This is a genomic window from Haloarcula ordinaria (assembly GCF_029338275.1).
GTDB classification, from domain to species: Archaea; Halobacteriota; Halobacteria; order Halobacteriales; family Haloarculaceae; genus Haloarcula; species Haloarcula ordinaria.
Genome location: NZ_CP119789.1, coordinates 1,072,467 through 1,096,245, shown reverse-complemented (window position 1 = coordinate 1,096,245; position 23,779 = coordinate 1,072,467). Strand labels below are relative to the sequence as shown.

At 64.6% G+C, this 23,779-nt stretch carries 26 protein-coding genes, 4 tRNA genes and 1 pseudogene; 18 read left to right on the top strand and 13 right to left on the bottom strand.

Annotated elements, in window-relative coordinates; genetic code table 11:
* Positions 1-21 precede the first annotated feature (21 nt).
* Positions 22-699, top strand: a pseudogene (locus tag P1L41_RS05775) (IS6 family transposase).
* A gap of 27 nt (positions 700-726) precedes the next feature.
* Here P1L41_RS05775 and P1L41_RS05770 read toward each other — a convergent pair.
* Positions 727-1,434 carry a nucleotidyltransferase family protein gene (locus P1L41_RS05770; RefSeq protein ID WP_276297914.1) on the bottom strand — a complete coding sequence of 236 codons (708 nt, stop codon included), beginning with the start codon at positions 1,432-1,434 and terminating at the stop codon, positions 727-729.
* A gap of 76 nt (positions 1,435-1,510) precedes the next feature.
* On the opposite strand from P1L41_RS05770, the gene P1L41_RS05765 reads away from it, so the two are divergent.
* From P1L41_RS05765 to P1L41_RS05755, 3 genes are all read left to right on the top strand, one after another.
* A complete protein-coding gene (locus tag P1L41_RS05765) occupies positions 1,511-1,669 on the top strand; it encodes a hypothetical protein (protein ID WP_276297913.1) in 159 nt (52 codons plus the stop codon).
* A gap of 30 nt (positions 1,670-1,699) precedes the next feature.
* A complete protein-coding gene (locus P1L41_RS05760; RefSeq protein ID WP_379788540.1) occupies positions 1,700-1,900 on the top strand; it encodes a hypothetical protein in 201 nt (66 codons plus the stop codon).
* Positions 1,901-1,963: 63 nt separating this feature from the next.
* Positions 1,964-2,707 (top strand): DUF429 domain-containing protein, encoded by a 744-nt coding sequence (locus P1L41_RS05755; RefSeq protein ID WP_276297912.1) that lies wholly within the window; start codon positions 1,964-1,966, stop codon positions 2,705-2,707.
* A 65-nt stretch (positions 2,708-2,772) separates the two neighbouring features.
* Here P1L41_RS05755 and P1L41_RS05750 read toward each other — a convergent pair whose 3' ends face one another.
* The 3 genes from P1L41_RS05750 to P1L41_RS05740 are packed head-to-tail and all read right to left on the bottom strand — an operon-like array spanning position 2,773 to position 3,361.
* Positions 2,773-2,967, bottom strand: a complete 195-nt coding sequence (locus tag P1L41_RS05750) for a cold-shock protein (protein WP_276297911.1) — start codon at positions 2,965-2,967, stop codon at positions 2,773-2,775.
* Between the two features lie 2 nt (positions 2,968-2,969).
* Positions 2,970-3,164 carry a cold-shock protein gene (locus P1L41_RS05745; protein ID WP_276276289.1) on the bottom strand — a complete coding sequence of 65 codons (195 nt, stop codon included), beginning with the start codon at positions 3,162-3,164 and terminating at the stop codon, positions 2,970-2,972.
* A 2-nt stretch (positions 3,165-3,166) separates the two neighbouring features.
* Positions 3,167-3,361, bottom strand: a complete 195-nt coding sequence (locus P1L41_RS05740) for a cold-shock protein (RefSeq protein WP_276276288.1) — start codon at positions 3,359-3,361, stop codon at positions 3,167-3,169.
* A 151-nt stretch (positions 3,362-3,512) separates the two neighbouring features.
* Here P1L41_RS05740 and P1L41_RS05735 point away from each other — a divergent pair, with 151 nt between their 5' ends.
* Together P1L41_RS05735 and P1L41_RS05730 are read left to right on the top strand one after the other, a co-directional pair.
* The gene (locus P1L41_RS05735; protein ID WP_276297910.1) at positions 3,513-4,025 is read left to right on the top strand and encodes a hypothetical protein; all 513 of its coding nucleotides are present in this window, start codon (positions 3,513-3,515) and stop codon (positions 4,023-4,025) included.
* Positions 4,026-4,237: 212 nt separating this feature from the next.
* Positions 4,238-4,867 (top strand): DUF3179 domain-containing (seleno)protein, encoded by a 630-nt coding sequence (locus tag P1L41_RS05730; RefSeq protein ID WP_276297909.1) that lies wholly within the window; start codon positions 4,238-4,240, stop codon positions 4,865-4,867.
* Positions 4,868-4,909: 42 nt separating this feature from the next.
* Here the strand turns inward: P1L41_RS05730 and P1L41_RS05725 are convergent, their stop codons facing one another.
* Entirely contained in the window at positions 4,910-5,992 is a 1,083-nt protein-coding gene (locus P1L41_RS05725; RefSeq protein ID WP_276297908.1) for a DUF4352 domain-containing protein, read from the bottom strand.
* A 278-nt stretch (positions 5,993-6,270) separates the two neighbouring features.
* Positions 6,271-6,344 (bottom strand) — tRNA-Phe (locus P1L41_RS05720).
* Between the two features lie 319 nt (positions 6,345-6,663).
* On the opposite strand from P1L41_RS05720, the gene P1L41_RS05715 reads away from it, so the two are divergent.
* Positions 6,664-7,377 carry a creatininase family protein gene (locus tag P1L41_RS05715; RefSeq protein WP_276297907.1) on the top strand — a complete coding sequence of 238 codons (714 nt, stop codon included), beginning with the start codon at positions 6,664-6,666 and terminating at the stop codon, positions 7,375-7,377.
* A 6-nt stretch (positions 7,378-7,383) separates the two neighbouring features.
* Here P1L41_RS05715 and P1L41_RS05710 read toward each other — a convergent pair whose 3' ends face one another.
* The 3 genes from P1L41_RS05710 to P1L41_RS05700 all read right to left on the bottom strand — a co-directional run bounded on the left by P1L41_RS05710 (position 7,384) and on the right by P1L41_RS05700 (position 9,499).
* Positions 7,384-7,827 (bottom strand): DUF5790 family protein, encoded by a 444-nt coding sequence (locus P1L41_RS05710; RefSeq protein WP_276297906.1) that lies wholly within the window; start codon positions 7,825-7,827, stop codon positions 7,384-7,386.
* 113 nt (positions 7,828-7,940) lie between these two features.
* Complete coding sequence (locus tag P1L41_RS05705) at positions 7,941-9,050, bottom strand: DUF7544 domain-containing protein (RefSeq protein ID WP_276297905.1); 1,110 nt, start codon at positions 9,048-9,050, stop codon at positions 7,941-7,943.
* 101 nt (positions 9,051-9,151) lie between these two features.
* Positions 9,152-9,499 carry a dihydroneopterin aldolase family protein gene (locus P1L41_RS05700; RefSeq protein ID WP_276297904.1) on the bottom strand — a complete coding sequence of 116 codons (348 nt, stop codon included), beginning with the start codon at positions 9,497-9,499 and terminating at the stop codon, positions 9,152-9,154.
* A 148-nt stretch (positions 9,500-9,647) separates the two neighbouring features.
* Here P1L41_RS05700 and azf point away from each other — a divergent pair, with 148 nt between their 5' ends.
* Positions 9,648-10,430 (top strand): NAD-dependent glucose-6-phosphate dehydrogenase Azf, encoded by a 783-nt coding sequence (gene azf / locus P1L41_RS05695; RefSeq protein ID WP_276297903.1) that lies wholly within the window; start codon positions 9,648-9,650, stop codon positions 10,428-10,430.
* Positions 10,431-10,493: 63 nt separating this feature from the next.
* Here azf and P1L41_RS05690 read toward each other — a convergent pair whose 3' ends face one another.
* Positions 10,494-11,105 carry a DUF309 domain-containing protein gene (locus P1L41_RS05690; protein ID WP_276297902.1) on the bottom strand — a complete coding sequence of 204 codons (612 nt, stop codon included), beginning with the start codon at positions 11,103-11,105 and terminating at the stop codon, positions 10,494-10,496.
* Between the two features lie 156 nt (positions 11,106-11,261).
* Between P1L41_RS05690 and P1L41_RS05685 the strand changes: the two genes are divergently transcribed.
* From P1L41_RS05685 to P1L41_RS05675, 3 genes are all read left to right on the top strand, one after another.
* Positions 11,262-12,293: a PAS domain-containing sensor histidine kinase gene (locus tag P1L41_RS05685; protein WP_276297901.1), complete on the top strand. Its 1,032-nt coding sequence runs from the start codon at positions 11,262-11,264 to the stop codon at positions 12,291-12,293.
* 72 nt (positions 12,294-12,365) lie between these two features.
* Complete coding sequence (locus P1L41_RS05680) at positions 12,366-14,060, top strand: sugar-transfer associated ATP-grasp domain-containing protein (RefSeq protein ID WP_276297900.1); 1,695 nt, start codon at positions 12,366-12,368, stop codon at positions 14,058-14,060.
* A complete protein-coding gene (locus tag P1L41_RS05675; RefSeq protein ID WP_276297899.1) occupies positions 14,057-14,302 on the top strand; it encodes a hypothetical protein in 246 nt (81 codons plus the stop codon). The genes P1L41_RS05680 and P1L41_RS05675 overlap by 4 nt, the downstream gene beginning before the upstream one ends.
* 343 nt (positions 14,303-14,645) lie before the next feature.
* Here P1L41_RS05675 and P1L41_RS05670 read toward each other — a convergent pair.
* A tRNA-Arg gene (locus P1L41_RS05670) sits at positions 14,646-14,718 on the bottom strand.
* A 135-nt stretch (positions 14,719-14,853) separates the two neighbouring features.
* Between P1L41_RS05670 and P1L41_RS05665 the strand changes: the two genes are divergently transcribed.
* The 4 genes from P1L41_RS05665 (at position 14,854) to P1L41_RS05650 (ending at position 18,453) form a co-directional block, all read left to right on the top strand.
* On the top strand, positions 14,854-15,342 hold the full coding sequence (locus P1L41_RS05665) for a hypothetical protein (protein ID WP_276297898.1): 489 nt from the start codon (positions 14,854-14,856) through the stop codon (positions 15,340-15,342).
* A gap of 152 nt (positions 15,343-15,494) precedes the next feature.
* On the top strand, positions 15,495-16,952 hold the full coding sequence (locus P1L41_RS05660) for a single-stranded DNA binding protein (RefSeq protein ID WP_276297897.1): 1,458 nt from the start codon (positions 15,495-15,497) through the stop codon (positions 16,950-16,952).
* A 55-nt stretch (positions 16,953-17,007) separates the two neighbouring features.
* Entirely contained in the window at positions 17,008-17,445 is a 438-nt protein-coding gene (locus P1L41_RS05655) for a histone (protein ID WP_276297896.1), read from the top strand.
* Positions 17,446-18,453 (top strand): histone deacetylase family protein, encoded by a 1,008-nt coding sequence (locus P1L41_RS05650; RefSeq protein WP_276297895.1) that lies wholly within the window; start codon positions 17,446-17,448, stop codon positions 18,451-18,453.
* Here the strand turns inward: P1L41_RS05650 and cca are convergent.
* Entirely contained in the window at positions 18,432-19,838 is a 1,407-nt protein-coding gene (gene cca / locus P1L41_RS05645) for a CCA tRNA nucleotidyltransferase (RefSeq protein WP_276297894.1), read from the bottom strand. The genes P1L41_RS05650 and cca overlap by 22 nt on opposite strands.
* A 95-nt stretch (positions 19,839-19,933) precedes the next feature.
* Between cca and P1L41_RS05640 the strand changes: the two genes are divergently transcribed.
* From P1L41_RS05640 to P1L41_RS05630, 3 genes are all read left to right on the top strand, one after another.
* A tRNA-Asn gene (locus P1L41_RS05640) sits at positions 19,934-20,036 on the top strand.
* Between the two features lie 164 nt (positions 20,037-20,200).
* Positions 20,201-20,275, top strand: a tRNA-Ile gene (locus tag P1L41_RS05635).
* Between the two features lie 268 nt (positions 20,276-20,543).
* Positions 20,544-21,914 carry a tyrosine-type recombinase/integrase gene (locus P1L41_RS05630; RefSeq protein WP_276297893.1) on the top strand — a complete coding sequence of 457 codons (1,371 nt, stop codon included), beginning with the start codon at positions 20,544-20,546 and terminating at the stop codon, positions 21,912-21,914.
* 596 nt (positions 21,915-22,510) lie between these two features.
* Here P1L41_RS05630 and P1L41_RS05625 read toward each other — a convergent pair.
* Positions 22,511-23,419 (bottom strand): hypothetical protein, encoded by a 909-nt coding sequence (locus tag P1L41_RS05625; RefSeq protein ID WP_276297892.1) that lies wholly within the window; start codon positions 23,417-23,419, stop codon positions 22,511-22,513.
* Positions 23,420-23,779: the final 360 nt, after the last annotated feature.

Sequence of the window (23,779 nt, the reverse complement as noted above, 5' to 3'; positions counted from 1 at the left end):
AGGCCGTAGCGAGAAGTGTTCATGCAACTCGCAGACCTGCTCAGAGAAACGTTGGAAACGGACAGTCAAGACGTTTGGGAGAACGAGCGCACCCCGACACCCGTCCGGCGATTTGGGGTGCGTCTCCACACGGCAGGGTTGTCGATCAGGGAGACGGTCGTTATCTTAGAATCATTGGGTGTCGACCGTTCTCACGGCGCGGTCTGGAATTGGGTGCATAAGCGTCCGAAGCCAGAGCGACCCGCCGACGGCGGAGCCGTCGCGGGTCGCGGTCGACGAGAAACAAATCAAAGTTGACGGCGAAAAGAAGTGGTTATACGCCGCTGTCGACGTTGATTCGAAGCTGTTGCAGATATCGACGTATTCAGCCGCCGTGGGACTGACCCCGCGGCGGCGTTCCTGCATCGACTCACTCAGAAACACGATGTCGCCGATACAGAGTTTCTCGTCGATGCTGGCGGCTATTTGACTGCCCTCTCACGCCACGATCTGAGCGGTCGGCTCGACTATCGACTCCGGAACCACATCGAAAAATGGTTCCAGACTGTGACCATGCGAATCGACCGCTTTCACACGTTTTGGAGGGGCAGTCAATCCAGCGCGAAACAGTGGCTCAGACGCTTCAGACATCACTATAACCACGAACGGCCGAACCAAGCACTCGATGGACGAACGCCAGCTGAGGTCATCCAGAACTAGACAGTGCCCTCTTCGCTGTTGTGTCGGTCAGTCTAGTCGACCCTCGACGTGCGTCCGGTCGGCCGGTTCGTTCACGTTGTGACACCAGCCGTCGAGTTCGACGGCCTCGACGCGGTGCCCGGCGGTACACAGCAGGTCGATGGCGGCGGGGAGTTCGTACTCGCCGCGAGCGCTGGGCGTGACGAGCCGGCATGCGGGGTCGATGGCCGGTCCGAAGACGTAGAACCCGCGGCTGACCAGTGTCGACGGCGGGTCGTCAGGTTTCTCGACCAGGCCGGTCACGCGGCCGTCGGGGCCCGTCTCGACGACGCCAGTCTCCTTGGCCTGCGCACGGGAGACGCGTTCGACGAGCAGTGTCGCGGCAGCGTCCGTCTCGCGGTGTCGGTCGAGGACGGCCGCGAGGTCCGCCCGGCAGACGTTGTCACCGTTCATCGCGACGAACGTGCCCTCGACAGCCGGGAGCGCCTGTCGGAGCGCGTGGGCGAGGCCGAGTCGCTCGTCCTGCCGGACGTACTCGATTGGTGTCCCCTCGTAGGCGTCGCCGTAGTAGTCGACGATGTCGTCGCCACGGTACCCCACCACGACGACGAGCCGCTCGATACCGACCGACAGCAGGGTATCGAAGCAGTGTGAGAGCAGCCGCCGCCCGGCGACGGTGACGAGTCCCTTCGGTCGGTCGGCGGTGAGCGGGCGCATCCGGGTCCCCTCGCCCGCCGCGAGTACCACGCCGTCCATACGCGTGGCGTGGGAGCCGATGCCGAAGGCTCTGTCGGCCAACGCGTTTTTCCGTCAGAAATCCTGACAGACGGCTATGGGTCGCTCTGTCTTCGAATGTGGAACCTGTGACCGGACGGTCCAACCGGATGCGGCCATCCGCTCGAGCACGTTCGGGGGCCTCGACGACGACCGGTGGGAGACGATGTGCTGCCCGCACTGCGGCGAGCGACTGAAGACCGTCTTCGTCGGGTGAGTCGGGGGGAAAGAACCGGGTGGCCAGCATATGTCACCACATCACATGGAAAGCGGGGCGTGGCAGTCGGTGGACGTCAACCGGAACAACGAGGGCGTGCCACACGTCCTAAAGCAGAACGTCGCGGTGGACACGAGCGGGCCCACCGAGGCGTCGTCGGGGTACACGAAGCCGACCATCGAGCACCGACTGGTGCCGCTGACCGAGTTCACGAAGTTCGGCACCGAGTGAACGGCCCGGCGGGAGTACCGTCGACGGGTCAGACTTTTGTTCTCAGGTATCCGATATCGAACAATGGCCACGGAGCTGTACGTCGGCGTCGTCTGGAGCGGAGAGACGTGGCTCGGCGTCGGCTTCACGAAGTCCGGCTTCGACCACACCGCCGCGTTCGACGGCATCGGCGACTGCTGGGCCCGGTACGAGGAGACGGCGCGGTCGATCCTGGTCTCGCTCCCCGTCGGCCTCGTCGAGTCCGGCGACCCGACCCGGGAGTGTGACGCGCTCGCCCGGTCGGTCCTCGGCCCGCGCGACGTCGCCGTGCTGACGCCGCCGGTCCGTGAGGCGACGCGCAAGCGACGCTACTCGACGGGGAACCGGGTCCACGAGCGAAAGAGCGGCGAACCGCTCTCCGAGGCGGCCTTCGGGCTCAGCGACGGTATCGCCATGCTCGACGAGTTGCTCCAGGAGATTCCCGAGGCGGCGGCGGTGGTCCGGTCGGCCCATCCCGAGCTGTGCTTCCGGGCCTTCGCCGACGAGCCGCTAGAACACTCGCGGGAGACGGCAGCGGGCTACGCCGAGCGGATGCGGACGCTGGCACACTACGACCGCGACGCCGCGCCGACCGTCCAGAAGGCCGCCGAGGCGACCGACGGCGCGCCCGTCACCATCGCCGACGTCCTCGACGCGGTGGTGCTCGCCTACACCGCACAGCCCGGGTCGGGAACGCTCCGGACCCTGCCAGCCGACCCCCCGACAGACCGGAAAGGGCTCCCGATGGAGCTGGTGTACCGCGCGGACGCGCCGCTCGGCGAGTCCTGACGCCCGGCGGCGGCGACTGCTGGTGCTCGCGGTCGTTTTGGATAGTGCTGGCTGCAGAAACCGCCTTACAGCCGCGTGAGGTTGCTCGCGCGCGGACCCTTGTCCGCTTGCTCGATGTCGAACTCGACTTCCTGCCCCTCCTCGAGGTCAGGACCGCCGACGTCCTCCATGTGGAAGAAGACGTCGTCGTCCTCTTCCTCGGTGTCGATGAACCCGTAACCACCCGTGTCGTTGAAGAAGTCTACTTTACCAGTAGCCATCGTTAGAGTCGGGTGACGTTGGTCGCGCGCGGACCCTTGTCCGCTTGTTCAATGTCGAACTCGACTTCCTGCCCCTCTTCGAGGTCAGGGCCGCCGACGTCTTCCATGTGGAAGAAGACGTCCTCGTCGGAGTCCTCAGTGTCTATGAAACCGTAACCGCCCGTGTCGTTGAAGAAGTCTACTTTGCCTGTTGCCATCGTTAGAGCCGGGTGACGTTGGTCGCGCGCGGACCCTTGTCCGCTTGTTCGATGTCGAATTCGAGTTCCTGTCCCTCTTCGAGGTCAGGGCCGCCAACGTCCTCCATGTGGAAGAAAACGTCCTCGTCCGCGTCCTCAGTCTCGATGAAACCGTAACCGCCAGTGTCGTTGAAGAAATCAACCGTTCCTTTCGCCATTGCAACTGGATAGAGGCCAGTACCACGGATAACAGTGTCGGTACGCGTATCTGCCGCGAATCGGCGGACAACGGCGATATCCTGGTAGAGAGTCTCACACTCTCTGTCGCTATCCCGACCGTTCTTGTCGGTCGACGACGAGACGTCGACCATGCTCCGCCGACTCCGCGAGAACGGCCCGGTCGTCCTGGTGCCACTGGCGTGGACGTTCGTGACCGCCGCGCACCTCGACCTGGTGGCGCTCAGAACCGTCCTCATCGCGCACCTCGTGATGGACGCCATCATCGTCGCGTTCACCGTCGTCTCCTGGCGGGACATGACCCAGGGGGTGTTGCGTGCGTGGAAACTCGTCTTGCTCGCCGGTCTGGGCGCGACGCTCGCGGGGACGGCCGGCCTGCTGGCCTCGCCCCCGGTCGACCCGCTCCTGTCGCTGACCGTCGTCGCCTGGATGCTGATTCCGGCCGCCGGCCTCGCGTACACCGGCCAGCACGTCGCCGAGGCTCCCTGGGTGTACAGTGTGGGGGCGCTACTGAGCGGCGCGGGCGCCGTCGTCTACGCCGGGACGCTCCTCGTCGGCCTGCCTGCACCGGGCCTGCTCGCCGGACTGACGCTCGCGAACGTCGGTCAGACCGCCGGAATCGTCAACGCCGTCTACCAGTACTGAACGTCGTCGAGGAGCTGGGCGCGCGCTGCGAGCAGCGTGTGTCCACTGGCGTGGTTGCTGTGGGTCGGCACCGACCGTCGTTGCGCGTGACGGACCCGGAAGAAAACCAGTCTGGACGACCGTTAGATCGGATTAAGTCGCTCGAAATCGGTGGAGAGACGGGTTGTACGTCGGGCTGCCTGAAGTGGGTAGGGTCTCTGGGCGCAAGTGAGATGAAACCCGAGCGCATCACCCTGGCCGGAGTCAGTGCGGTCCTGCTGGCGACTGGGCTCGCGGTCGTCGCCCCGTCGCTGACACCCGGACTGGTCGACTGGTACTGGCTGTTCGAACTGCTCCTCGTCGGCACGGCGACGCTGTTCGCCCTCACCGCACTCGCGTGGGGCGTCCTGACCTACGTCGTCGGAGCTGACTACGAACCGCCCGAGGCAGTCCACGGCGGCGACGATATCCAGGTCCGCATCCTTACCGTCGACGCCGCCGACGTCGTCCAGGCGACCGTCGACTCGCTCCCGAGTGAACTCGACGACGTCCACGTGGTCGCCGAGACCGACTTCGACGTCGGCGTCGTGAACGACTGTCTGAACGGCCTCCCGGTCGTGGTCGCGAGTCGGTCCGGGGTGGAACCGGTCGCCTACGTCCGCGGCGTCGACGGCCGGACGGTCCAGTTCGAGCGTGACGGCGAGTACCTCGTCGCCGGTGGCTCCCAGTGGGATATCACGTCGGGGCGCGCCGTAGACGGCTCCTACGAGGGGGCGAAGTTGATACAGGCCAACGACCGCTCGCCGATGTTCTGGTTCGCCTGGGCGCAGTTCTACCCCGAGACCGATATCTGGGGCTCCTGAGATGGGCGAATCGAGTCGAGACGGCCGCTCCCGCCAGGCGCTTCAGCGGGCCTGCCAGAAGAACTTGTGCTCAGGGACGTCGTCCGCGTTCGCGTAGAGTGCCGGCGGCGGCGTGAACGTCAGATACAGCGGCTCGGTGCCCTGTGGTATCCCAGCGGCGATGATCCCCTCGACGGCCTCTCCGGGTTGAATCCCGTTCGGGAGGTCGATGATCTCCCGCTCGCCAACGCTGCCCTCGGCACCACGGTTCGAGGTGTACCTCGTCCCGACGTCGTCCTGGAACCCGAAGCCACCGAACCCGATGCCCGCAGCGACCGGCAACCGGGTGCCGTTGTCGATGCGGACGTCGCCGAGCCCGAACTCCTCGCCTTCACGGAGGCGACCACGACCCGCCTCGTCGGCGAAGAATATCTCCCGGACGGTCACGTCCAGTCCGCCGACGCCGACCGTCTCGTCGAGCCCCCGGAAGGGGATGTCGAGTGTCTGTGTGATCGGTGGCAGGCCGGCGTCCTGTGCGAAGTCGACCAGTATTGGGTCGACGGGGAAGAACTCGGTGCCGGGCAGGGTCTTGACCTCGAACCGGCCGGCGACACCGTAGCGTGACGCCCCGTCGGGAACCTCGAAGGAGATATCGTAGGTCCGGAGTTCGCCAGGTGCGAGCGCGACGCCGCCGAACGACGTCGAGGTCAACTCACCGAACTTCTGGTTGTCGACGACCTGCTCGGCGTCTGCGAGCATCGCGAAGCCGTCGGTTGCGAAGGAGACGTACGCGTCCGAGGCGTTCTTGAACGCGAGGGTCACGGCGTAGCCGACCATCCCCTCCTCGACCTGCATCTCGATGCCGAACGTATCGACCGTGTCGACCTCGGTGGCGTGCTGGACCTGGATCTCGAGCGGTGTCCGGAGCAAGACCTCGCTGACGGCGCCGATAGCGACCTGGTCGCTCTGCGACCCGGATGCACCGGACCCGCTAGCACTGTCCGGTTCGGGTCCGGACCCGGAATTCGACTCCGACGACTCGCCGTCGCTGTCGTCGTCGCCGCCGGTCGAGCAGCCAGCGAGCGCCAGCGCTGCGCCGAGGCCGCCCATTCGAACGACATCTCTCCGGGTGAATCCGGGTGTCATCCGTCCAGATACGCCGTCCGAGGATATCATGTTATCTGAGAATGCAGATACCCCATCAGTTCTGTCTCGTCGGCGCATACGAGGGATAACGGATGCCGTCTCGACAGACCAACGACATTCACTACCGTACCGGAGTCTGGCCAGTGGTCGCTTCGAATCCACCGAGGCACCGAGCGGGACCAATTCGTCCGGCACCCAATGCAAATCTGGGCGGAAAATAGCGAAAACCGAGCAAAACGGGCCGCTGTGCAGTCAATGTAGATCGTGTAGAAGCCGTATGCCGCCTCCCGGATTTGAACCGGGGACAGCTCGATCTTCAGTCGAGTGCTCTCCCAGTCTGAGCTAAGGCGGCGCGCACTTCAAGCGATGACGAGGGTATCAAAAAGGATTTCGATAGCCGGCGCGCCATCGGTCGAATCACGGGAGACGTCACCGTGCCACTACGGCAGGAAGAGGTCGGCGGTGTCGAAGTTCCGGCCGCAGTCGTCACACTCGTAGTCGGTGCCGTTGTCCGTCGAGACGTGGCCGCTGCAGACCGGACACGTCGACCCGTCGATCATATCCCCTGGTACCGGATGTCGTGGTATAGCGCTTTCGTCACCTGTAGACCGAGCGAGCAGTCCGCCCGGTGTGACCGCTAGGCTTGTACTGCCGGGGCCACATCGGCCCGTATGGACCTCTCCGAGGCGACGTGGCCCGACGCGGCCGCGGTCGACACCGACCTGGCGGTGCTGCCGGTCGGAAGCACGGAACAGCACGGCCCGCACGCGCCGCTGGGGACGGACGTGCTGACGGCCGAAGCGGTCGCCAGGGCGGGCGCGGACGCGTACGAGGACGAGGTGGTCGTCGCGCCGGCGGTTCCCGTCGGCGTCGCCGAAGAGCACCGGCAGTTCGCCGGAACGCTGTGGGTCAGCGAGGACACCTTCCGGGACTACGTCCGCGAGACGGTCGCGAGTCTGGCCCACCACGGCTGGGACCGGGTGGTCGTCGTCAACGGGCACGGCGGCAACGTCGATGCACTACGCGAGGTCTGTGGCCAAATTACTCGGCACGACGACGCCTACGCGGTCCCGTTTACCTGGTTCGACGCGGTCGACGCACACGACATGGGTCACGGCGGGCCAGTCGAGACCAGTCTCCTGTGGCACACCGACCCCGACAGTGTCGACGAGTCGCGCCTCGAAGCGGCCGCCGAGGACGGTGCCGACGGCTGGGGCGAGTGGGTCGAAGGCGTCAACCTGACCTACGATACGGTAGAGTTCAGCGAGAACGGCGTTGTGGGTGACCCCCGCGAGGCGAGTGCCGAGCGCGGGGACGCACTGCTGGACGAAGCGAGCGAAGCGCTTGCTACGGTGCTTTCACGGGTCGCGACGCGCGAACGATAGGGCGGGTCAGGCGCCGGCCTCGGCCTCGGCGTCACCGTCCGCGTCGGCCTGTTCGTCGTCGGCCGCGAACTCCTCGAGCGTGCTGCGCAGCTGTGGAATCGTCGCGGTGAGGTCCCCGACCTGTTCGCGGGCGTCCTCGACGGTCTCGACGAGTTCCTCGACGGTCTCGATATCCTCGGCGAGGTCCTCGGCGTCCTCGAAGGCGTCGGCGCGCTCGCCCATGGTGTACCACTTCTTGGCGTCGCGCAGGTGGTCCTCGGCGTCGCCGACGTCGAGGGCGGTCTTCAGGGCGTTGAGCACGCCGAGCGTGTTGTCGGCCTCGACGTCCCAGACGGCGTCGGCGTCGGGGAGCGCCGCACGGGCCTCGTCGAGCGACGCCTCGACGTCGGAGCGCATCTCCGAGGCCGCTTCGCCGAACAGTTCGTCGTCGTCCAGACTGGTCTGTGTCATAGTGTACGATTGACACCCGGAGGGATTAAAAGCCCGCCTGAAAGTGAAAGTGTAATCGCCGGACTCGAGCGTTCCGATATTCGGAAAACCGAAAGTGGCCTACCGAATCCGACCTACGCCTCGTCGCGAATCGAAGCCCGGACCTCGGGGATGGGGTCCAGGTCGGCGTCGATATCGCCCAGCACCAGCATCGCGTAGTACCGGAGGAACGACTGGAGCGGGGCCTTGATGAGGTTCGCGACCACGAGCAGGGCCAGCACGAACAGCAAGGCGACGATACCGACGAGGACGCCCGACGCGAGACCCTCGCCCAGCGCGAACCAGAACAGCGCCCCGACGATGCCGAAGGGGATGGCGAGGACGACGAAGGCGATGGCGCCCAGCACGGCGCCGACGATGCCGACGCCGATGCCCAGGACCACCGAGAGAAAGAGGTACGCGAGGTACTGTTTGGGTTCGGCGGTTATCGACGACCAGAGCCGGCCCCAGCCGGCGAGGATGCCCTCGTCGCCCTGAACCATCAACGGGACGACGAAGACGTTCGTGAAGCCCGAGATGGTCCCGAGGACGAGCGCCGCCGCCGCGATGACGACGACGACGAGGCCGATGGATCCGAGCATCACCGAGGTCCCGAGGTTCGCGAGGTCGGCACCCACGACCAGGGCGAACAGGCCGAGCAAGATGCTGCCGAACACCAGCAGCCCCAGGATGCCCAGGACGATGCGGAAGCCGAGGAGCCAGAGGCCGTCGCCGAGGTGCTTGCGGAACGACCGGCGGACGTGCACCTCCTGGGTGATGAGCGACTTGGTGAAGACGAACTCCATGACCGCGCCGACGACGGCAAAGACCAGGGCGATGGCCAGGATGACGATGACAGCGATAGCGACCACTGCCACGCCGAGCCCGCCCAGCGCACCGCTCGGGTCGGCCGGAACGTCGGGGCCCGGGACCTGGAACAGGACGTCGGAGAGAGCGGGGAGCGTCTCGACCGGTGCGGTCAGCGAGAAGCCGCCGGTCGCACCACCGCCGGGACCACCGGGACCGCCGCCGTCGCCGATGTTCCCGAGATTACCGATGTTCTGGATACCGCCGGTGCCACCGCCGCCACCGAGGAAGAAGACGACGAACGCCAGTTTGAGCCACCGTCGTAACTCGAACGGTAACACGAACGCCTTGGTCGCGTCGATCGCGTCGTCGATGTTTCCGACTGCGTGGAGGGCCATACTGACCGCTGCACAAGGAACGAGCCTAAAATTTTCGGAGGAATGACACGGTTATAGCCAGGAACGCCGCCGGTGAAGCCGTCCTCACCCAGCGTGCCGGGTCACTCGGCGACGTCGTCCACCTGCATCAGCGGGTAGCCGTCGACCATCGCCATGCTCGTCTCGACGGTGGTCCCCTCGTAGTCGATGACCATCTCGACCTCGACGAGTCGGCCGGTGAGTTCGGTGTAGTCCGCGCCGCCCTCGTCGATGGCCGCCCGGAGCGCCTCGTCGTCGAAGTCGACGGTCACCGACTCACAGTGGGGCTGGTTCTCGATGGCCTCCGCCATCGCCGTCGCGAGTGAGTCCGCGCTCGCGGGGCTCACTGGCGTCCCGGCGAACTGGTGGTACAGCGACCCGAACTTGACGCCGGCCTCGAAGCAGGCCAGCTGGGCGGTCGTGGGGTCCATACGGGGACGTCGGGGTGGCCGGATAAATACTGTGGGTCGGCTCGCGAAAGCAGACGGTTAGCGCCCCGTCGACAGTCGCTGCTCCCCGTTGGACCACTCAGAATCGAACCGCAAGTTACCTATTGCATGCTCACTTCCCATTACTCGAATGGACGACCCGGTTCTGCTCACAGGTGCTGGCGGCGCTGTCGGGGAGGCCATCCTCGAGGGCATCGGGGACGAGTACTACTGGCGGCTCATGTATCACAACCCGCCGGCGGAGAACCCCGGTCACGAGTACCTCGTCGGCGACGTCGTCGACACTGACGACATCAGGGAGGCGATGGACGGCGTCGGCGCGGTCATCCACCTCGCCGGCGACCCGCGGCCGGAGGCCCCATGGAACTCCGTGCTGTCGAACAACATCGACGGCACCCAGAAGATGTACCAGATTGCTGTCGAGGAGGGCGTCGAGAAGTTCGTCTTCGCCTCCTCGAACCACGCCGTCGGGTCCTTCGAGACCGACACGCGCACGCCCGAGATGTACCGCACGCACGACGACTTCCGCCTCGACGGCACCGAACTGCCCCGCCCGGGCAACCTCTACGGCGTCTCGAAGGCGACCGGCGAGGTGCTGGGCCGGTACTACCACGACGAGTACGGCATCAACGTGTGTAACATCCGCATCGGGAACCTCACCCGCAATCACCCGCCCGTCGAGTACGAGCGCGGACAGGCGATGTGGCTCTCCTACCCGGACTGTGCCCACATCCACCAGTGTGCGCTCGAGGCCGACTACGAGTACGAGATCGTCTACGGTATCTCTGACAACGACCGCAAGTACTACTCCATCGAACGCGCGAAGGAGGTGCTGGGCTACGACCCACAGGACAACTCCGCCGAGTACACCTTCGACGGCGAACCCATCGAGGGCGCGGGCCCGACGAACTGACGGCACCACCCCGACAGCCGAACGAGTAGTCGAGAGCGACACACCACCGCGCTTCGTACGTGCTTACTCGAACAGGTTCTCGACGTCCGCGTCTTTGCCTCGCTCCCGCTCGACGTGCTGGACGAGTCGCTGAGCCACGACGGGCCGTTTCTCGTCTTCGCGGACGAACGAGAACAGCAACCCGACGAACCTGCCTTCGCCACGCTCGGCCAGTTCCTCGCGGGCGTATCCGATCGCATCCTCGATCGCCTCCTCGTCGTAGCCGTCGGCCTCCGCGAGAACCTGTGCGGCGACGGCCGTCGCGTCGAAATCCAGCGCCTCGTAGTCGAGTGCGACGCCCTCGTGGGTGAGCAGCGGGACGGCGACCCGCTCGGCGTGTTCGGGATCCGCGGCCACCCGCGCGAGGAACGGCCGGACGACGTTGAGGTTCACGCCCCGGTAGTCGTCCGAGAGTTCCGCGAGGTACTCGCCGGCGCTCTCGGCCAGCCCCTGTGCGCCCGACCAGTTGCCGGTGTGGGCGTGATGGACGACGGCGGTGAACTGGATGAGTCCGTGGAGGAACCGCTCGTCGTCGCCCGCCTCAAGATCCAGCCAGTAGTCCTCCCAGGCGTCGTGGGCGGCGTGGTACCGGCCGGCGTTGTAGACGGCGATACCGGCCCGGAGGTGTGAGTCCATAGCCGTAGTACGGGCGGAACGAGCAAAAACGGCGGGGCGAAGGCGTCGGGCACCGAGGCCGGAGACGTGCGGGCTCGATACCGCTCCCGAGCAGGAGGGAGCGATATATACCCGTCATAGTAACCACGTTGTAGGTCAAGACGAGAGCTCTCATCGATGTCGGTCCAGTTTGACGAGCGATTGCCTGCGCGATTCGAGCAGTTACACGTCGGCATCGTGTTGTACGATTCCGAGACCGGTGCCGTGCTCGACGCGAACGACCGAATCGAGGCGATATTCGGCTACGACGTCGCGGCCTTGCGTGAGATGGCCATCGACGAGTACAGCGCGAACACGCAGACCGACGGTGGAACACAGCTCCGCAAGTGGATGCGGGCGGCCGCTGACGGCGAGCCCCAGCAGTGCCAGTGGCGGGTCAAGCGCGCCGACGGCGAACTGATATGGACCGAGATACGGCTCTCGCATTACGGGCCCCAGGGCGAGGGGTGCGTACTCGCCGAAGTGTTCGACATCACGGACCACTACACGGCCACGCGCCGGGTCGGTCTGTTCTCCCGTGTCCTCCGACACAACCTCCGAAACGACGTCACCGTCATCGCCGGGCGGGCCGAGCACATCGGCGACGAGGCCGACGAGCAACGCGTTCGGACCGACGCCGAGACCATCCGACGCAAGGCTGGCGAGGTCGCCCGGTTGACCGAGGCGGTGAAGCAGATCGACCGGGCGATGGCCGAGACGGTCGCCGACCGGACGCTCGAGAACGCGACGGACGCGGTGGCCGAGGTGGTCGAGCCCCTTCGCGAGCGGTATCCGGACGCGACCGTCACCGTCGCAGAACGGGACGAGATGTGGATTCACATCGACGACACGTTCGACCACGCACTGACCCACGCCGTCGACAACGCCATCCGACACGACGACGGCGACCCGACGGTCGAGATCACCGTCGGGGCCTCGCCCAACACCGGCCGCGTCGAGATCAGCGTCGCCGACACCGCCCCGCCGATTCCGGACACCGAGCTCGACGCCATCGACGACCTGACACAGACCACGACCACCGCACACGGGTCCGGGACGGGCCTGTTCGTATTGAAGTGGTGCGTCGAGTCACTCGGCGGCGAACTCCGGTTCGACCGCCGCGACGGCGGCAACGTCGTCAGGATCTATCTCCCGCCGAAGACACCCTGAGTCACGTGTCATCGAGTGGTACATATATTGAATTTAAATGGTGTTTATATATTCGCGGCGCGTATAATGCATATGAATATTCGGGGGCAATACGGACCGGCGGTACTGTTGTTGGCCGGACTGGCCAGCGTCGCACTCTATCTCCGGGTGAACGCAACCGCGTTCGTCCCCGCGTCCGAAGGGCTCCGGTTCGCGTTCCAGCTGATGCTCGCGGGGACCGTCATCGCCGTCCTCCGCAACGAGGTCGGCCTGTCGACGTTCGGGGTGTTCGGACCGGTCATCCTGGCGTTCGCGTGGCTCGACATCGGACCGCTGTGGGGCTTTCTCTTCGTCGCCTACGTGTTCGTCGCCACCGTCTCGGCCCGTGTCGCGCTGTCGAACCTGGACCTTGGGACGGCCCACCGCGTCGCGACGTTGCTGGTCGTCGCCATCGTCGCAGTGTACGTCATGGTGTCGGTCGGTCGGCTCCAGGGAGTTCCGCCGTTCAGTGCGGTCCTGCTGTTCCCCGTCATCCTGACGACCTGGTACGCAGAGCGGTTCGTCCAGGGCGTCACCGCGTCCGGGTGGGGGCCGTCGGCGCGACGGCTCGGGTACACGCTCTTCGCGATCGGGGCGGCGTATCTCGTCGCCGGGTACGACCCGCTGGTCACGGCCGTCGTCGAGAACCCCGAACTGTGGGTCGTGCTCGCCGGGGTCAACATCGCGCTGGGTGCGAGCACTGACGTCCGCCTCGGGGAGTACCTCCGGTTCCAGACGCTCAGACAAGCGCTCACCACAGAGCGCTCGGCCGACGTCCTCACTATGCGTGTCCGCAACCGGGAGTTCATCAGCCGGTACAACCCGGCCCCGCTGATGGGGCGCTACGACAAGGTGGGGATGAAACAGCGCCTCCACGGCCTCGGCATCCCGACCCCGGAGACGCTCATGGTCGTCGACGGCGACGAGGACCTGGCCGCGCTCCGTGAACTCGTCGAGACGCGGGACCTGTTCGTCGTCAAGCCCGTCGACGGCAGCGGCGGCGACCGCATCCTCGTCGTCAGCGGGCGCGACGCCCCCAGCGGCCACTTCACCACCAACCGCGGCCAGCTGACGGCCGACGAAATCGTCTCACACGCGCGGGACATCTGCTTCGGGAGCGTCACGAACTACGGGGACCGGACCCGCGCGCTCGTCGAGGAGCTGGTCGTTCCGGACGGTCTGCTGGCGGACCGCGCACCCGGTGGCGTCCCCGACCTGCGAGTCATCACGCTACACGGCTACCCCGTGATGGCGATGGTCCGCCTCCCGACTGCGGAGTCGCGGGGGACCGCCAACATCCACGTGGGCGCCGTCGGCGTCGCCGTCGACATCGCGACGGGCGTCGCGTCCGGCGGCTACCAGCAGACCCGGCAGACGTTCGTGGACACGCACCCGGACACGGGCGCGTCCCTCGCGTTCGAGATTCCCGACTGGTCGACCGTCCTCACTATCGTGTCCGAGGCGGCGATTTCGACCGGCCTCGGCTACACCGGCGTCGACATCGTCTTCGACGCGGACCGCGGCCCCATGGTACTCGAGGTGAACCGCCGGCCCGGGCTCGGGATACAGAACGCCAACATGGCGGGGCTCCTCGGCCGCCTCCGGTTCGTCGAGGCGCAGGGCGAGGCCAGCCAGTTCGTCACCGCCGACGAACGGGTCCGTCGAGCACGCGAGTGGGCACGGAACGGCTGGCAGTCCCCGGCGGTCGACTCACCACGGACAGCGGCCACCGTTGAGGTGCAGCAATGACCCTGCTGCGGAGGTATAGCCAGCTGTCGGCCGCGCTCGCGACCGGCGTCCTCCTGTTCGTCCCGCTGGTGCTCGCAGGCTATCCCCTGTTCCAGCAGAACGGGTTCCCCGGCCCCTACACGCGGACCGACGCCATCCTCGTGTTCTTCGTCGCCGTCGTCGTCCTGTTCGCCGCGTTGACGGCCTACGAGGTCGCGCGGTACCACGGCGTCGTCGGCGGTGGCGACGGCGGACAGCAGTAACGCGGTGCGTACATGGAGTGGGGTGCTTCGCTTGCGGATTTGTTGGCGGAACTGTAGCGTCCGGACGGAGATTTGAACGCGTGAGGACGTGCCGGGTCGCTCACTTCGTTCGCTTCCCGGGCTGCGACTTCGCTGCTCAAATCTCCGTGGCTCCGCATAACCGCTCACGAGAGCGAGCGAGACGGCAGTCGCTCGCGAAGTTGTTCCCGGAAGTGTAACGTCCGGACGGAGATTTGAACCGAGGCGAGACGTTCCGGGCGTGCGGCCTCACACGGTTCGGCCGTTCCGGGTCTGCGACTCGCGTGTTCAAATCTCCTCGTATCCGTGTCGTGCTGCAGAGAAACGTCCGGACGGAGATTTGAACTCCGGTCCCTGGCTCCGCAAGCCAAGAGGATAGTCCACTACCCTACCCGGACTCATATCGAGGGAGGCGGGTCCTGCTCAAAAGGGTGACGGTTCGGCGACCGCCACGCGACGGGGCGACACACCACGGTCAAGGCCGGGTTTGAGCGAACACAAACGCCGTATCCAGGGGGCACGTCAGGAGCAGTATGAACCGGAGAACGCTCCTGAATGGGCTGGCGGCGACCGGCGCGGCACTCCTGGCGGGGTGTTCGTCGTCGGGCGGCGACGGCGAGGACCCGGGCACGGACGAGACCACGGAACCGGGCTCGAGTCAGTCGCCGACGCTCCAGGACACCGAGTTCGTCGTCGACGACCGGACGAGCGGGGGTGAGCGCGACGAGGCGACGGTCCGTTTCGAGGAGTCACGCGTCGTCGTCGAGGGCGTCATCTGGGGGAGCGACGGGTGCAAGACCGCGACGCTGCTGGGCAGCGACTACGACCGAGAGTCGAACACCCAGACTGTGACTGTCGGGACGACCGACCGCGAGGGGACCGAAGACCAGGCGTGCACGGAAGCCATCGTCGAGATCGAGTACACGGCGACGGCCACGTTCGAAGGCGGGCTTCCCGACCGGGTCGTCGTCGAGCACGACCACGGCAACGAACCGGTGCAGGTGACCGAAGCCGAGTTGTAGCCAGCGTGGCGTCGGCGACACGGAGGTTTATACCACAGGGGGCGACCAGTGCGTCGTGATGACCGACCACCAGCAGAAACCGACAGACTGCACCGGGTCGCTCGGCCAACGACAACGCTTAAGCGGAGCCCATCCCTGCCTCCCATAGATAGATGGGCGCGATAGAAGAGGTCTACGAGGAGGACGTCGAGGCGGACGTCTCCGAGGAGGAGTTCCGCGAGGCCGTCGAGGCGAAGGTAGAGCAGATGGGGGGCCTCGCAGACGAGGAGACGGCCGCGATGCTCATCGCCCACGAGCTCAGCGAGGGCGAGGTCAACGCCGTCGCCGACATCGAGTCGGGGATGGAGGAAGTGAAGTTCCTGGCGAAGGTGATGGCGGTCGGCGACCTCCGCACCTTCGAGCGTGACGGTGAGGACGCGGACGGCCGGGTCATCAACGTCGAGGTGGCGGACGAGACCGGCCACGTCCGACTCGCGTTCTGGGACGAGCAGGCCGCCGACATCGACGACGGGGCGCTGGACGTGGGCGAGGTCCTGCGCATCAAGGGCCGGCCCAAGGAGGGGTACAACGGGCTGGAGGTTTCGGTCGACAAGGCCGAACCGGACGACGACGCCACCATCGACGTCGAGCCAGGCGACGGCTCGACCATCGAGTCGCTGACGATGGGACAATCCGACGTCACGCTCCGCGGGCTCGTGCTCGGGACCGACTCGATTCGGACCTTCGACCGCGACGACGGTAGCGAGGGCCGCGTCGCGAACCTCACGCTGGGCGACGAGACCGGGCGTGTGCGCGTGACGCTGTGGGACGACCAGGCCGACCGAGCCGAGGAGCTCTCGGCCGGCGCGGCCGTGGAAGTGGTCGACGGCTACGTCCGCGAGCGGGACGGCGCGCTGGAACTGCACGTCGGCGACCAGGGTGCCGTCGACGAGATAGACGAGGAGGTCGCCTTCGAACCGGACGCCGACGCCATCGAAACCGTCGAAATCGACGAGACGGTCGACATCGCCGGCGTCGTCCTCGAAGCGGACCCGAAACGGACCTTCGACCGCGACGACGGCAGCGAGGGGCAGGTCCGGAACATCCGCCTGCGGGACGCCACCGGCGACATCAGGGTGGCGCTCTGGGGCGAGAAGGCCGACGAGGACATCGCGCCCGGCGACGAGGTGCTGGCCGCCGACGTCGAGATTCAGGACGGCTGGCAGGACGACAAGGAGGCATCCGCCGGCTGGCAGTCGACCGTCGTCGTCTTCGACGACAGCGTGGACGTCTCGCCCGCCGCGGCGCCCAAGCCGGCGACCGGCGACGACGAACACGCCGGGCTCTCGTCGTTCGCCGACGGGGCCCCGGACACCGGAAGCACCGAGGACTCGACGAGTGGCGGCACGGCGGGCGACACGATGGGTCAAGACGGGGAGACCGGCGCCCAGGCAGACGGCGAGGACGTCGAGTTCACCGGCACGGTCGTCCAGACCGGCGACCCAGTGGTACTCGACGACGGCGAGCAGACGATGACCGTCGAGACGAGCGACCACGTCCAGCTCGGCCAGGAAGTGACGGTTCGGGGCGTCATGCGGGACGAGCGGCTCCACGCCGAGGACGTGTTCTGAGACGGCAAGCGGCGCTACGGAAACTCTTAAGACGGCAACACTCCGGACTGTTGGTATGAGCGTCGAGCTTCCGTTCGCCCCGGTGGACGCAGTCATCCGGCGCAACGCAGACGGGTTACGAGTGAGTGCCGGCTCCGCGGAAGAGCTGGCCCGTCGAATCCAGACCCACGGGGCGTCGCTGGCGGTGGCGGCGGCCGAGGATGCGACGGCCGACGGTCGGAAGACGCTGATGCCGTCGGACTTCGGCGTCACGCACGTCTCCGACAAGGACCAGCTCGAACTCCCGGTCGCACCGGTCGACCGCATCGCCCGCCTCGACATCGACGACAGCTACCGGGTGGCGATGGACGCCAGGGTCGCGCTCGCCGAGATTCTGGAGGCCTACGCCGACGACGTGGCCGCCGCGGCCGCGACGCTGGCCCGCCACGCCGACCGACGGACCGTCAAAGCAGAGGACATCGAGATGTACTTCCAACTCGCGCAGTACTACTGAATGAACTTCGGCTATCGCGAGGTCTGTCTGGACCACGACACCGGCCCGCGACATCCAGAGAGTCCCGACCGTCTCCGCGCCGTCAGGCGCGCGCTGAAGGAGAAACACGGGGTCGAGTACGTCGACGCCCCCGACGTCGACCTCGACCTGCTCCGCTCGGTCCACGACCCCGACTACGTCGAGTCGTTCCGCGAGTTCTGTGCCGACGGGGGCGGCGACTGGGACGCCGACACCGTCGCCGTCGAGGGGACGTGGAACGCGACGCTGGCCGCGGCCGGCGTCGCCGTCTGGGCCGCCGAGACCGCCCTCGAGGACCCCGTCGCCCGCGACACCCCGTTCGCGCTCGGCCGCCCGCCGGGTCACCACGCCCTCGAAGACGACGCCATGGGCTTTTGCTTCGTCAACAACGTGGCCGTCGCCGCACAGGCGGCTCTCGACGGGGCGGCCGACACCGTCGCCATCTTCGACTGGGACGTCCACCACGGCAACGGGACCCAGGAGATATTCTACGACCACGAGGACGTCTTCTACGCCTCGATCCACGAGGACGGCCTGTTCCCGGGCACCGGCGCGATAGCCGAGACGGGCGATACCGGCGCCGACGGGACGAACCTCAACGTCAAGTACCAGCCCGGCGCCGACACCGCCGACTACCTCGCGGCCCTCGACGAGTACATCGCCCCCGCAATCGTCGACTACGACCCCGACCTGCTGCTCATCAGCGCCGGCTTCGACGCCCACCAGCACGACCCCATCTCACGGATGCGCGTCTCGACGGAGGGCTACGGTGCGATGACAGCCCGGGTCCGTGAGACTGCGGCGGCCTGCGACGCCGGCCTCGGGTTCGTTCTGGAGGGCGGCTACGGACTCGACACGCTGTCCGACTCGGTCACGATGGTCCACGAAGTGTTCGACGGGTACACGCCGATGGAACCGGACGACGATGTCAGCGACGAGGCGCGCGACGTCCTGGACGAGGTCGAGGCTCAGGGTTTCGGTTCGAAGTAACCGGCCAGCTCGACGCCGAACGATTCTGTCAGCGCCGTGAGTTCGGCACCGACGAGCACCTCGTAGCCCGTCTCGAGCGACGACTCGACGTGCGGGCCGAGGCGCACGTCGAAGACGCCGTCACTGCGGAGGAACGCGACAGCCGACGTGAACGTCCGCGGCCGTTCGACGACGTAGCGGTCGCCGTCGACGTAGGGGCCCGTCACGTCCGGGTCGTCGGCGTACGCCTCGCAGAACCCGGTCGCGTGCTCGCGGACGTGGACCGGTGGCCCCTCGTGACGCTCGACGGCCGGCCGCTCGGTCACGGCGAGTTCGACGAGGAAGACGGCCTCGCCGGCCACGGACTGTGTCGGGTCGGCATCGCCGTCCCTGGAGTCGTCGCCATCGATAGCGAACGCGGCCGACCGAAACACGTCGAAGCCCTGCCGGTCGAGCGCATCGGTGAGGCCGCCGAGCGATTTCCGCAGCTGGGGCCACAGCTGGTCCTCGACGACGTCGGGTGCGTCGAACCACAGCGCCACCGGCGTCGTTCCCCGACGGTCGATAGCCGATAGGACGTCGTCGGGGCCGTAAGGGGCCGGCCGTTCGGCCTCGAAGAAGTCCTCGTCCGGGTCCGCGAGCATCGCACGGGCGTAGTGCTGGAACCGCGCGACGTTCTCGGCCGAACAGACGGCAGCGACGTTGCGCTCGGGGTCTGTCGGGTCGATGACCACGAGCGGGTCGTCGAACGACGCCTGCCCGTGGCCTTCCGGGTCGAGTTCGACGGGGGGCTGCCAGTCTGCCACGGCCGAGAGCAGGGGCCGGAACCCGTCGTATTCGAGGACCAGCAGTTCCGTCAGGTACCCGGAGAACCCCCTGGTCCGGAGGTCGCTCCCATAGACGCCGATGCCCTTCATGAACTGCTTTGTCACTCGGACGTCGCCGGCGACCTCCGAGTCGAGGCGAGCCTCGAGATAGCGGGTGTGGAACGGCGTCCGGTCGACGGCCGAGCGGATGTCGGTCGCCGACGCGACGTCGTAGCACGGCACCAGGTCGACGCCGTAGCCCTCGCGCTCGCCGACGACGTACGGGTGTTCGGCGAACTCCTCGCGGCCCTCGGGCAACACTGCGTGCCCGACCTCGAGCCCGTAGCGCTCGAGCGTCTCGCGGTCGAGGTCGGTCGGGAACGAGACGAAGACGTCGATGTCGCGGTCGCCGGCCGTCCAGGTATCCCGGGCCGTCGACCCGACCTGGAGCACCGACGCCTCGACGGGGAGGTCGGCGACGGCGTCGCGAGCGCGGTCCATCACCTCGTCTGCGACCCGCTGGAGCCGCTCGCGCTCGTCGGCACTGGGCGAGACGCGCTCGCGCACCCGCTCGACGACCGCGTCGAACTCGTCGCTCATACCGCGTCGTTCTGTGAGAGTGCGTGAAAGCGTGTCGATGCGGGTCGGAAGCGAAAGCCCTATTTAACAACTCCAACTACCCAGCAGTGCAGCAAGCCGCCGTAGCTCAGTTGGTAGAGCACCACGCTGTTAAGGCGCGCAGTTTCTCTGTGTGCCGCAGACACGTGGTTGTCCCAGGTTCGAGCCCTGGCGGTGGCGTCGTCTTCTGTGAACACGATGGTGAGCGGAGCGAGCAAAACCGTGACCAGCGTTGCTCCGATGCACCAGACTCGAATACACGAGCCGTCTCCGGTTCGTCGCTCGCAGACCTGCCGGCTGAGACCCGACAGGCTAAAGACGTGGACTCAAGAATACGACGACGAGGGCCCTTAGCTTAGTCTGGTTAAAGCGATCGGCTCATAACCGATTGAGCGCTGGTTCAAATCCGGCAGGGCCCATTCACCTTCTGAACGCTTCTTAGCCGGCCGAAATCCGCCGTTTGAGGCACCGAGGCGCCCACACTCGGCAGTCGATGGTTTTGCTGCCCCCGCAATTTCGCGTGTGAGTCCATTCATACTTTGACAGGGGGTCGCCGCCGTCCGGGATTCTCTATAGCCGAACTATTGAGTGAGTAATAAAAGTTTGGCTTCTTGCCACCCTGATATTGACAGATATTTGAGGTCAAGGTTTTAAAAGGGGCTATTTCATTTAGTTCGGTGTCGAAAAATGACTGCTAAACAAAACTTACCGAAAAAGATTGTAACACGAGTTGAAGACCTTGACGAGGAACTGAAAGACGGAGAGAAAATCGTTGGCAACGGGGATATCGAATTAAACAGTACAAATCCAGTGAGTGTTGTCGAATATTTTCTCGGTATCCATGCCGACGAGTGGGCGAAAGCGACCTACCAAGATTACTCGTATGACTGCACTCGGTTCTTGGAATATATCGAATTCACTGACCTCGATGACCTCTCCAGTCTGTCTTCGAGCAATCTAGAAGAACTAAAGCAATGGAGAAAGCGAGACGAGAATATCGGATTGGCAACCCTCCACGGACAGTTGATGAACATTCGATCCTTCATCAGGTGGTGTGAGAGTAACGAAATAATTGAGCAAGGGGTTGCGGACAAGCTTGATATGCCTGATCTTGACGATAGTGATATTGTCTCGTATGAGCGCCTCGAAACAGAAGCCGCTGAAGCGATACTGGAGTATAACAAACAGTTCGACTACGTGACGCGGGAATTCGCAGAATTTGCTATGATTTGGGGCCTGCTTCTCCGTCTTGGCGATGTGCGTTCCTTGGACTTAGACGATTATGACCGCGAAGAAGGGTACATCACGTTATCTCACGATCCAGAAGAAGATACGCCATTAAAGAATGGAGAAGGTGAATACGAACATCAAGGCGGGGAACGGCAACTTAATGTTCCAGATTGGCTCTGTGAGATTCTGAATGTGTACATTGATGGAACCGATGATCCGCGCGGACCACAACGCATAGACAGTGTGGATGATTTCGGCCGGAAACCGTTGTTTACAACCCAATATGGTCGGGTCTCAAGGACAACTCTCCGACGAGACCTCTACCGGGTTACTCAACCGTGTCAATACGGGGAAAGCTGTCCTCATAATATGGACCCGGGGAAGTGTGACTCTGCGACCAAGAACAACCTCTTGAGCAAGTGCTTATCAAACGTGTCACCTCATCCAGTTCGCCGAGGTGCAATTTGTCATCAACTGAATGAAGGTGTGCCGAAAGACACAATTTGTGACCGGGCAGATGTCACCCGAAAAGTACTGAATAGACACTATGACCTCAGAACGAATGAAGAAGCTCGAAAAGACCGCAGAGAGGTACTTAAACAACATCTGGAAGGATATGGCGACTCTCCACAGGAGTCCAATAAGTATCAGTCACCTCTGATTCAAATGCTCCCGACATTCCGTGATGTTATCCGAGACAAAGATGATTACCTGACTTCACTCGGGAACACACCATCACGTGCTCGCATGGTGCATGGGTCCACATTGTACGCGATTTTTGTAGCTCTGCTTGGAGTCGACTTTGCCCTCATGGGTCTCCAAGTATAGTGCAATTAGATTCGGTCCTGAGGCTGGTGAGTTCGAAGATGCTAGGATCTCCAGCGAGCAGATTAAATCGTAGAAAGGACGAATCAAGACCATTGGTTCGATTATCCAAAGCCCCGAAGGACAATAGGTGGTACGCCTACTGAGCCGGTAAGTGAACGTGGTGAAGAGCCAAGCATAGATGGGGAAAGTTCGACCACGAGATTGAGAAGGTGAAACAGAGAGAGGAGAGCGATGAATCTCGAACCGAACAAATGCGATATAGGTAAAGCGAGAAAACAAGAGCGGGACCATCGCCCAACCAGGAACCCAACTGGCAACAGGATGGCAGGCTGAAAGTCGGCAGGACGGACTGACAGCACGACCATTTTGTCCCCGCCACGTGAGTGAATATTGACACAAACCCGCGTAAAGGGGGTCAGATTAACCAGACTGTTCTCTACGCAGGGGGTCAATTACTCCGTTACGCAGTTACAGAGCCGCGAGAGTGTCTGAGACGCCTGTCTGAAAAGCCGCAAATCCTGCGTAACGGTACAGACTGTTGTGTACCCCATGGGGTGGTGCGGGATTTACCCGCCAGGGCGCTCTTATTGACTATATCAGTTTTTTGAGTGGTATTCTTCGAATAGTTCTTGGATGGTATCCCTGTCACCCTCCAGGAGACCGGTCACGGTGTGAACGAGGTCGCCGGCTGGCTCCTCGCGGTATTTATCCGAGGACCGCCAGATTTTGCGATTGATTGCCTTCGCACTCCAGTTGGAGTGATGATTGAATCGGCCGTCGAGGTAGAAATGGCTGCGGGAGTCGAGTGCATTCCACAGCTGGCATGCTGTCTCTCGGGTGTCGAAGATCCAGAAGGTGAGTCGGTCTTCATCTTGGTATCGACTCCACTTCGAAACGAGGTGGTCGAGGTTGTTGCTGGAGGTGATGACCTCGACGCCGACATCGTCCATCCACTCGTTCGTATCGACGTGGAGGTCGTGACAGGCCTCGCCTCGGTTATCATTGGGGTACCACTCAACACCGTACGGCTCGCTTGGATGCTCGATATCGAAAGCCCACGCCATCCAGGGAAGGACCGTGCCGGCAATCTCGACACCCTTCCGGTGCAACAACCCCTCGTTCGGGTCGCCATATAGCGGTCCGCTGTCCCTCTCGTCAGCCCATTCGGGGCGGACGTAGTCTCCCCACGGCTTCAGGCAGTCTCGGATAGCCTGGCGTCCCTGCTCGGTCGGTGACCAGTCGATCTTTCGGCGCGCCACGTACTCTTCCTGGAGGAGATCGTTGTTGAGCAGGCGCTGGTGGGCGTCTGCGTGCGATTCGTAGTCCCACTGAGACGCTCGGAACAAGCCTTCGAGCGAGGGTTCGTGGTGTGTGGCGAGTTTGCGTTTCTCGCCGCGTATGGTGACCGGACGCCCGTTGAACCAGGATGTGATGACCAGGAGGACGCGGATTTCTGGCTTTCTAATCCCCCAAAACGTGGCCTGCGATGGTACTTTGTCTGTCATGGAGAATTAAGTTTGATGGTCACGGAAAAACGTTAGTAATGCAGCACTGTCGTCTTTTCAGCTGCCCGAATTCGGGCGATTCAGTTTCGCGGGACTCGCCGTGTGGGGTGCGTAGCCGCAGGTGATTATGGGCGCAGTATGGCAGTTCCGAAGAATCCATTGTTCCGTACTCTGCAGACGGCGCTATGACCGCGCCCTCTCTCCCGTGTGGTCTTAGGCTATCACCAGAGAGACGGGAGACGGCGCTCTCTGCAGTTCGTCTGGTTCGGCGTCCGGATGGCCCTTTGACTATCCTTCCACGTGCAGGGCCGGCGTGTACGCCCGTTACTCCGCCGCGTACGCCGCCGTGTGTGGTTCCTG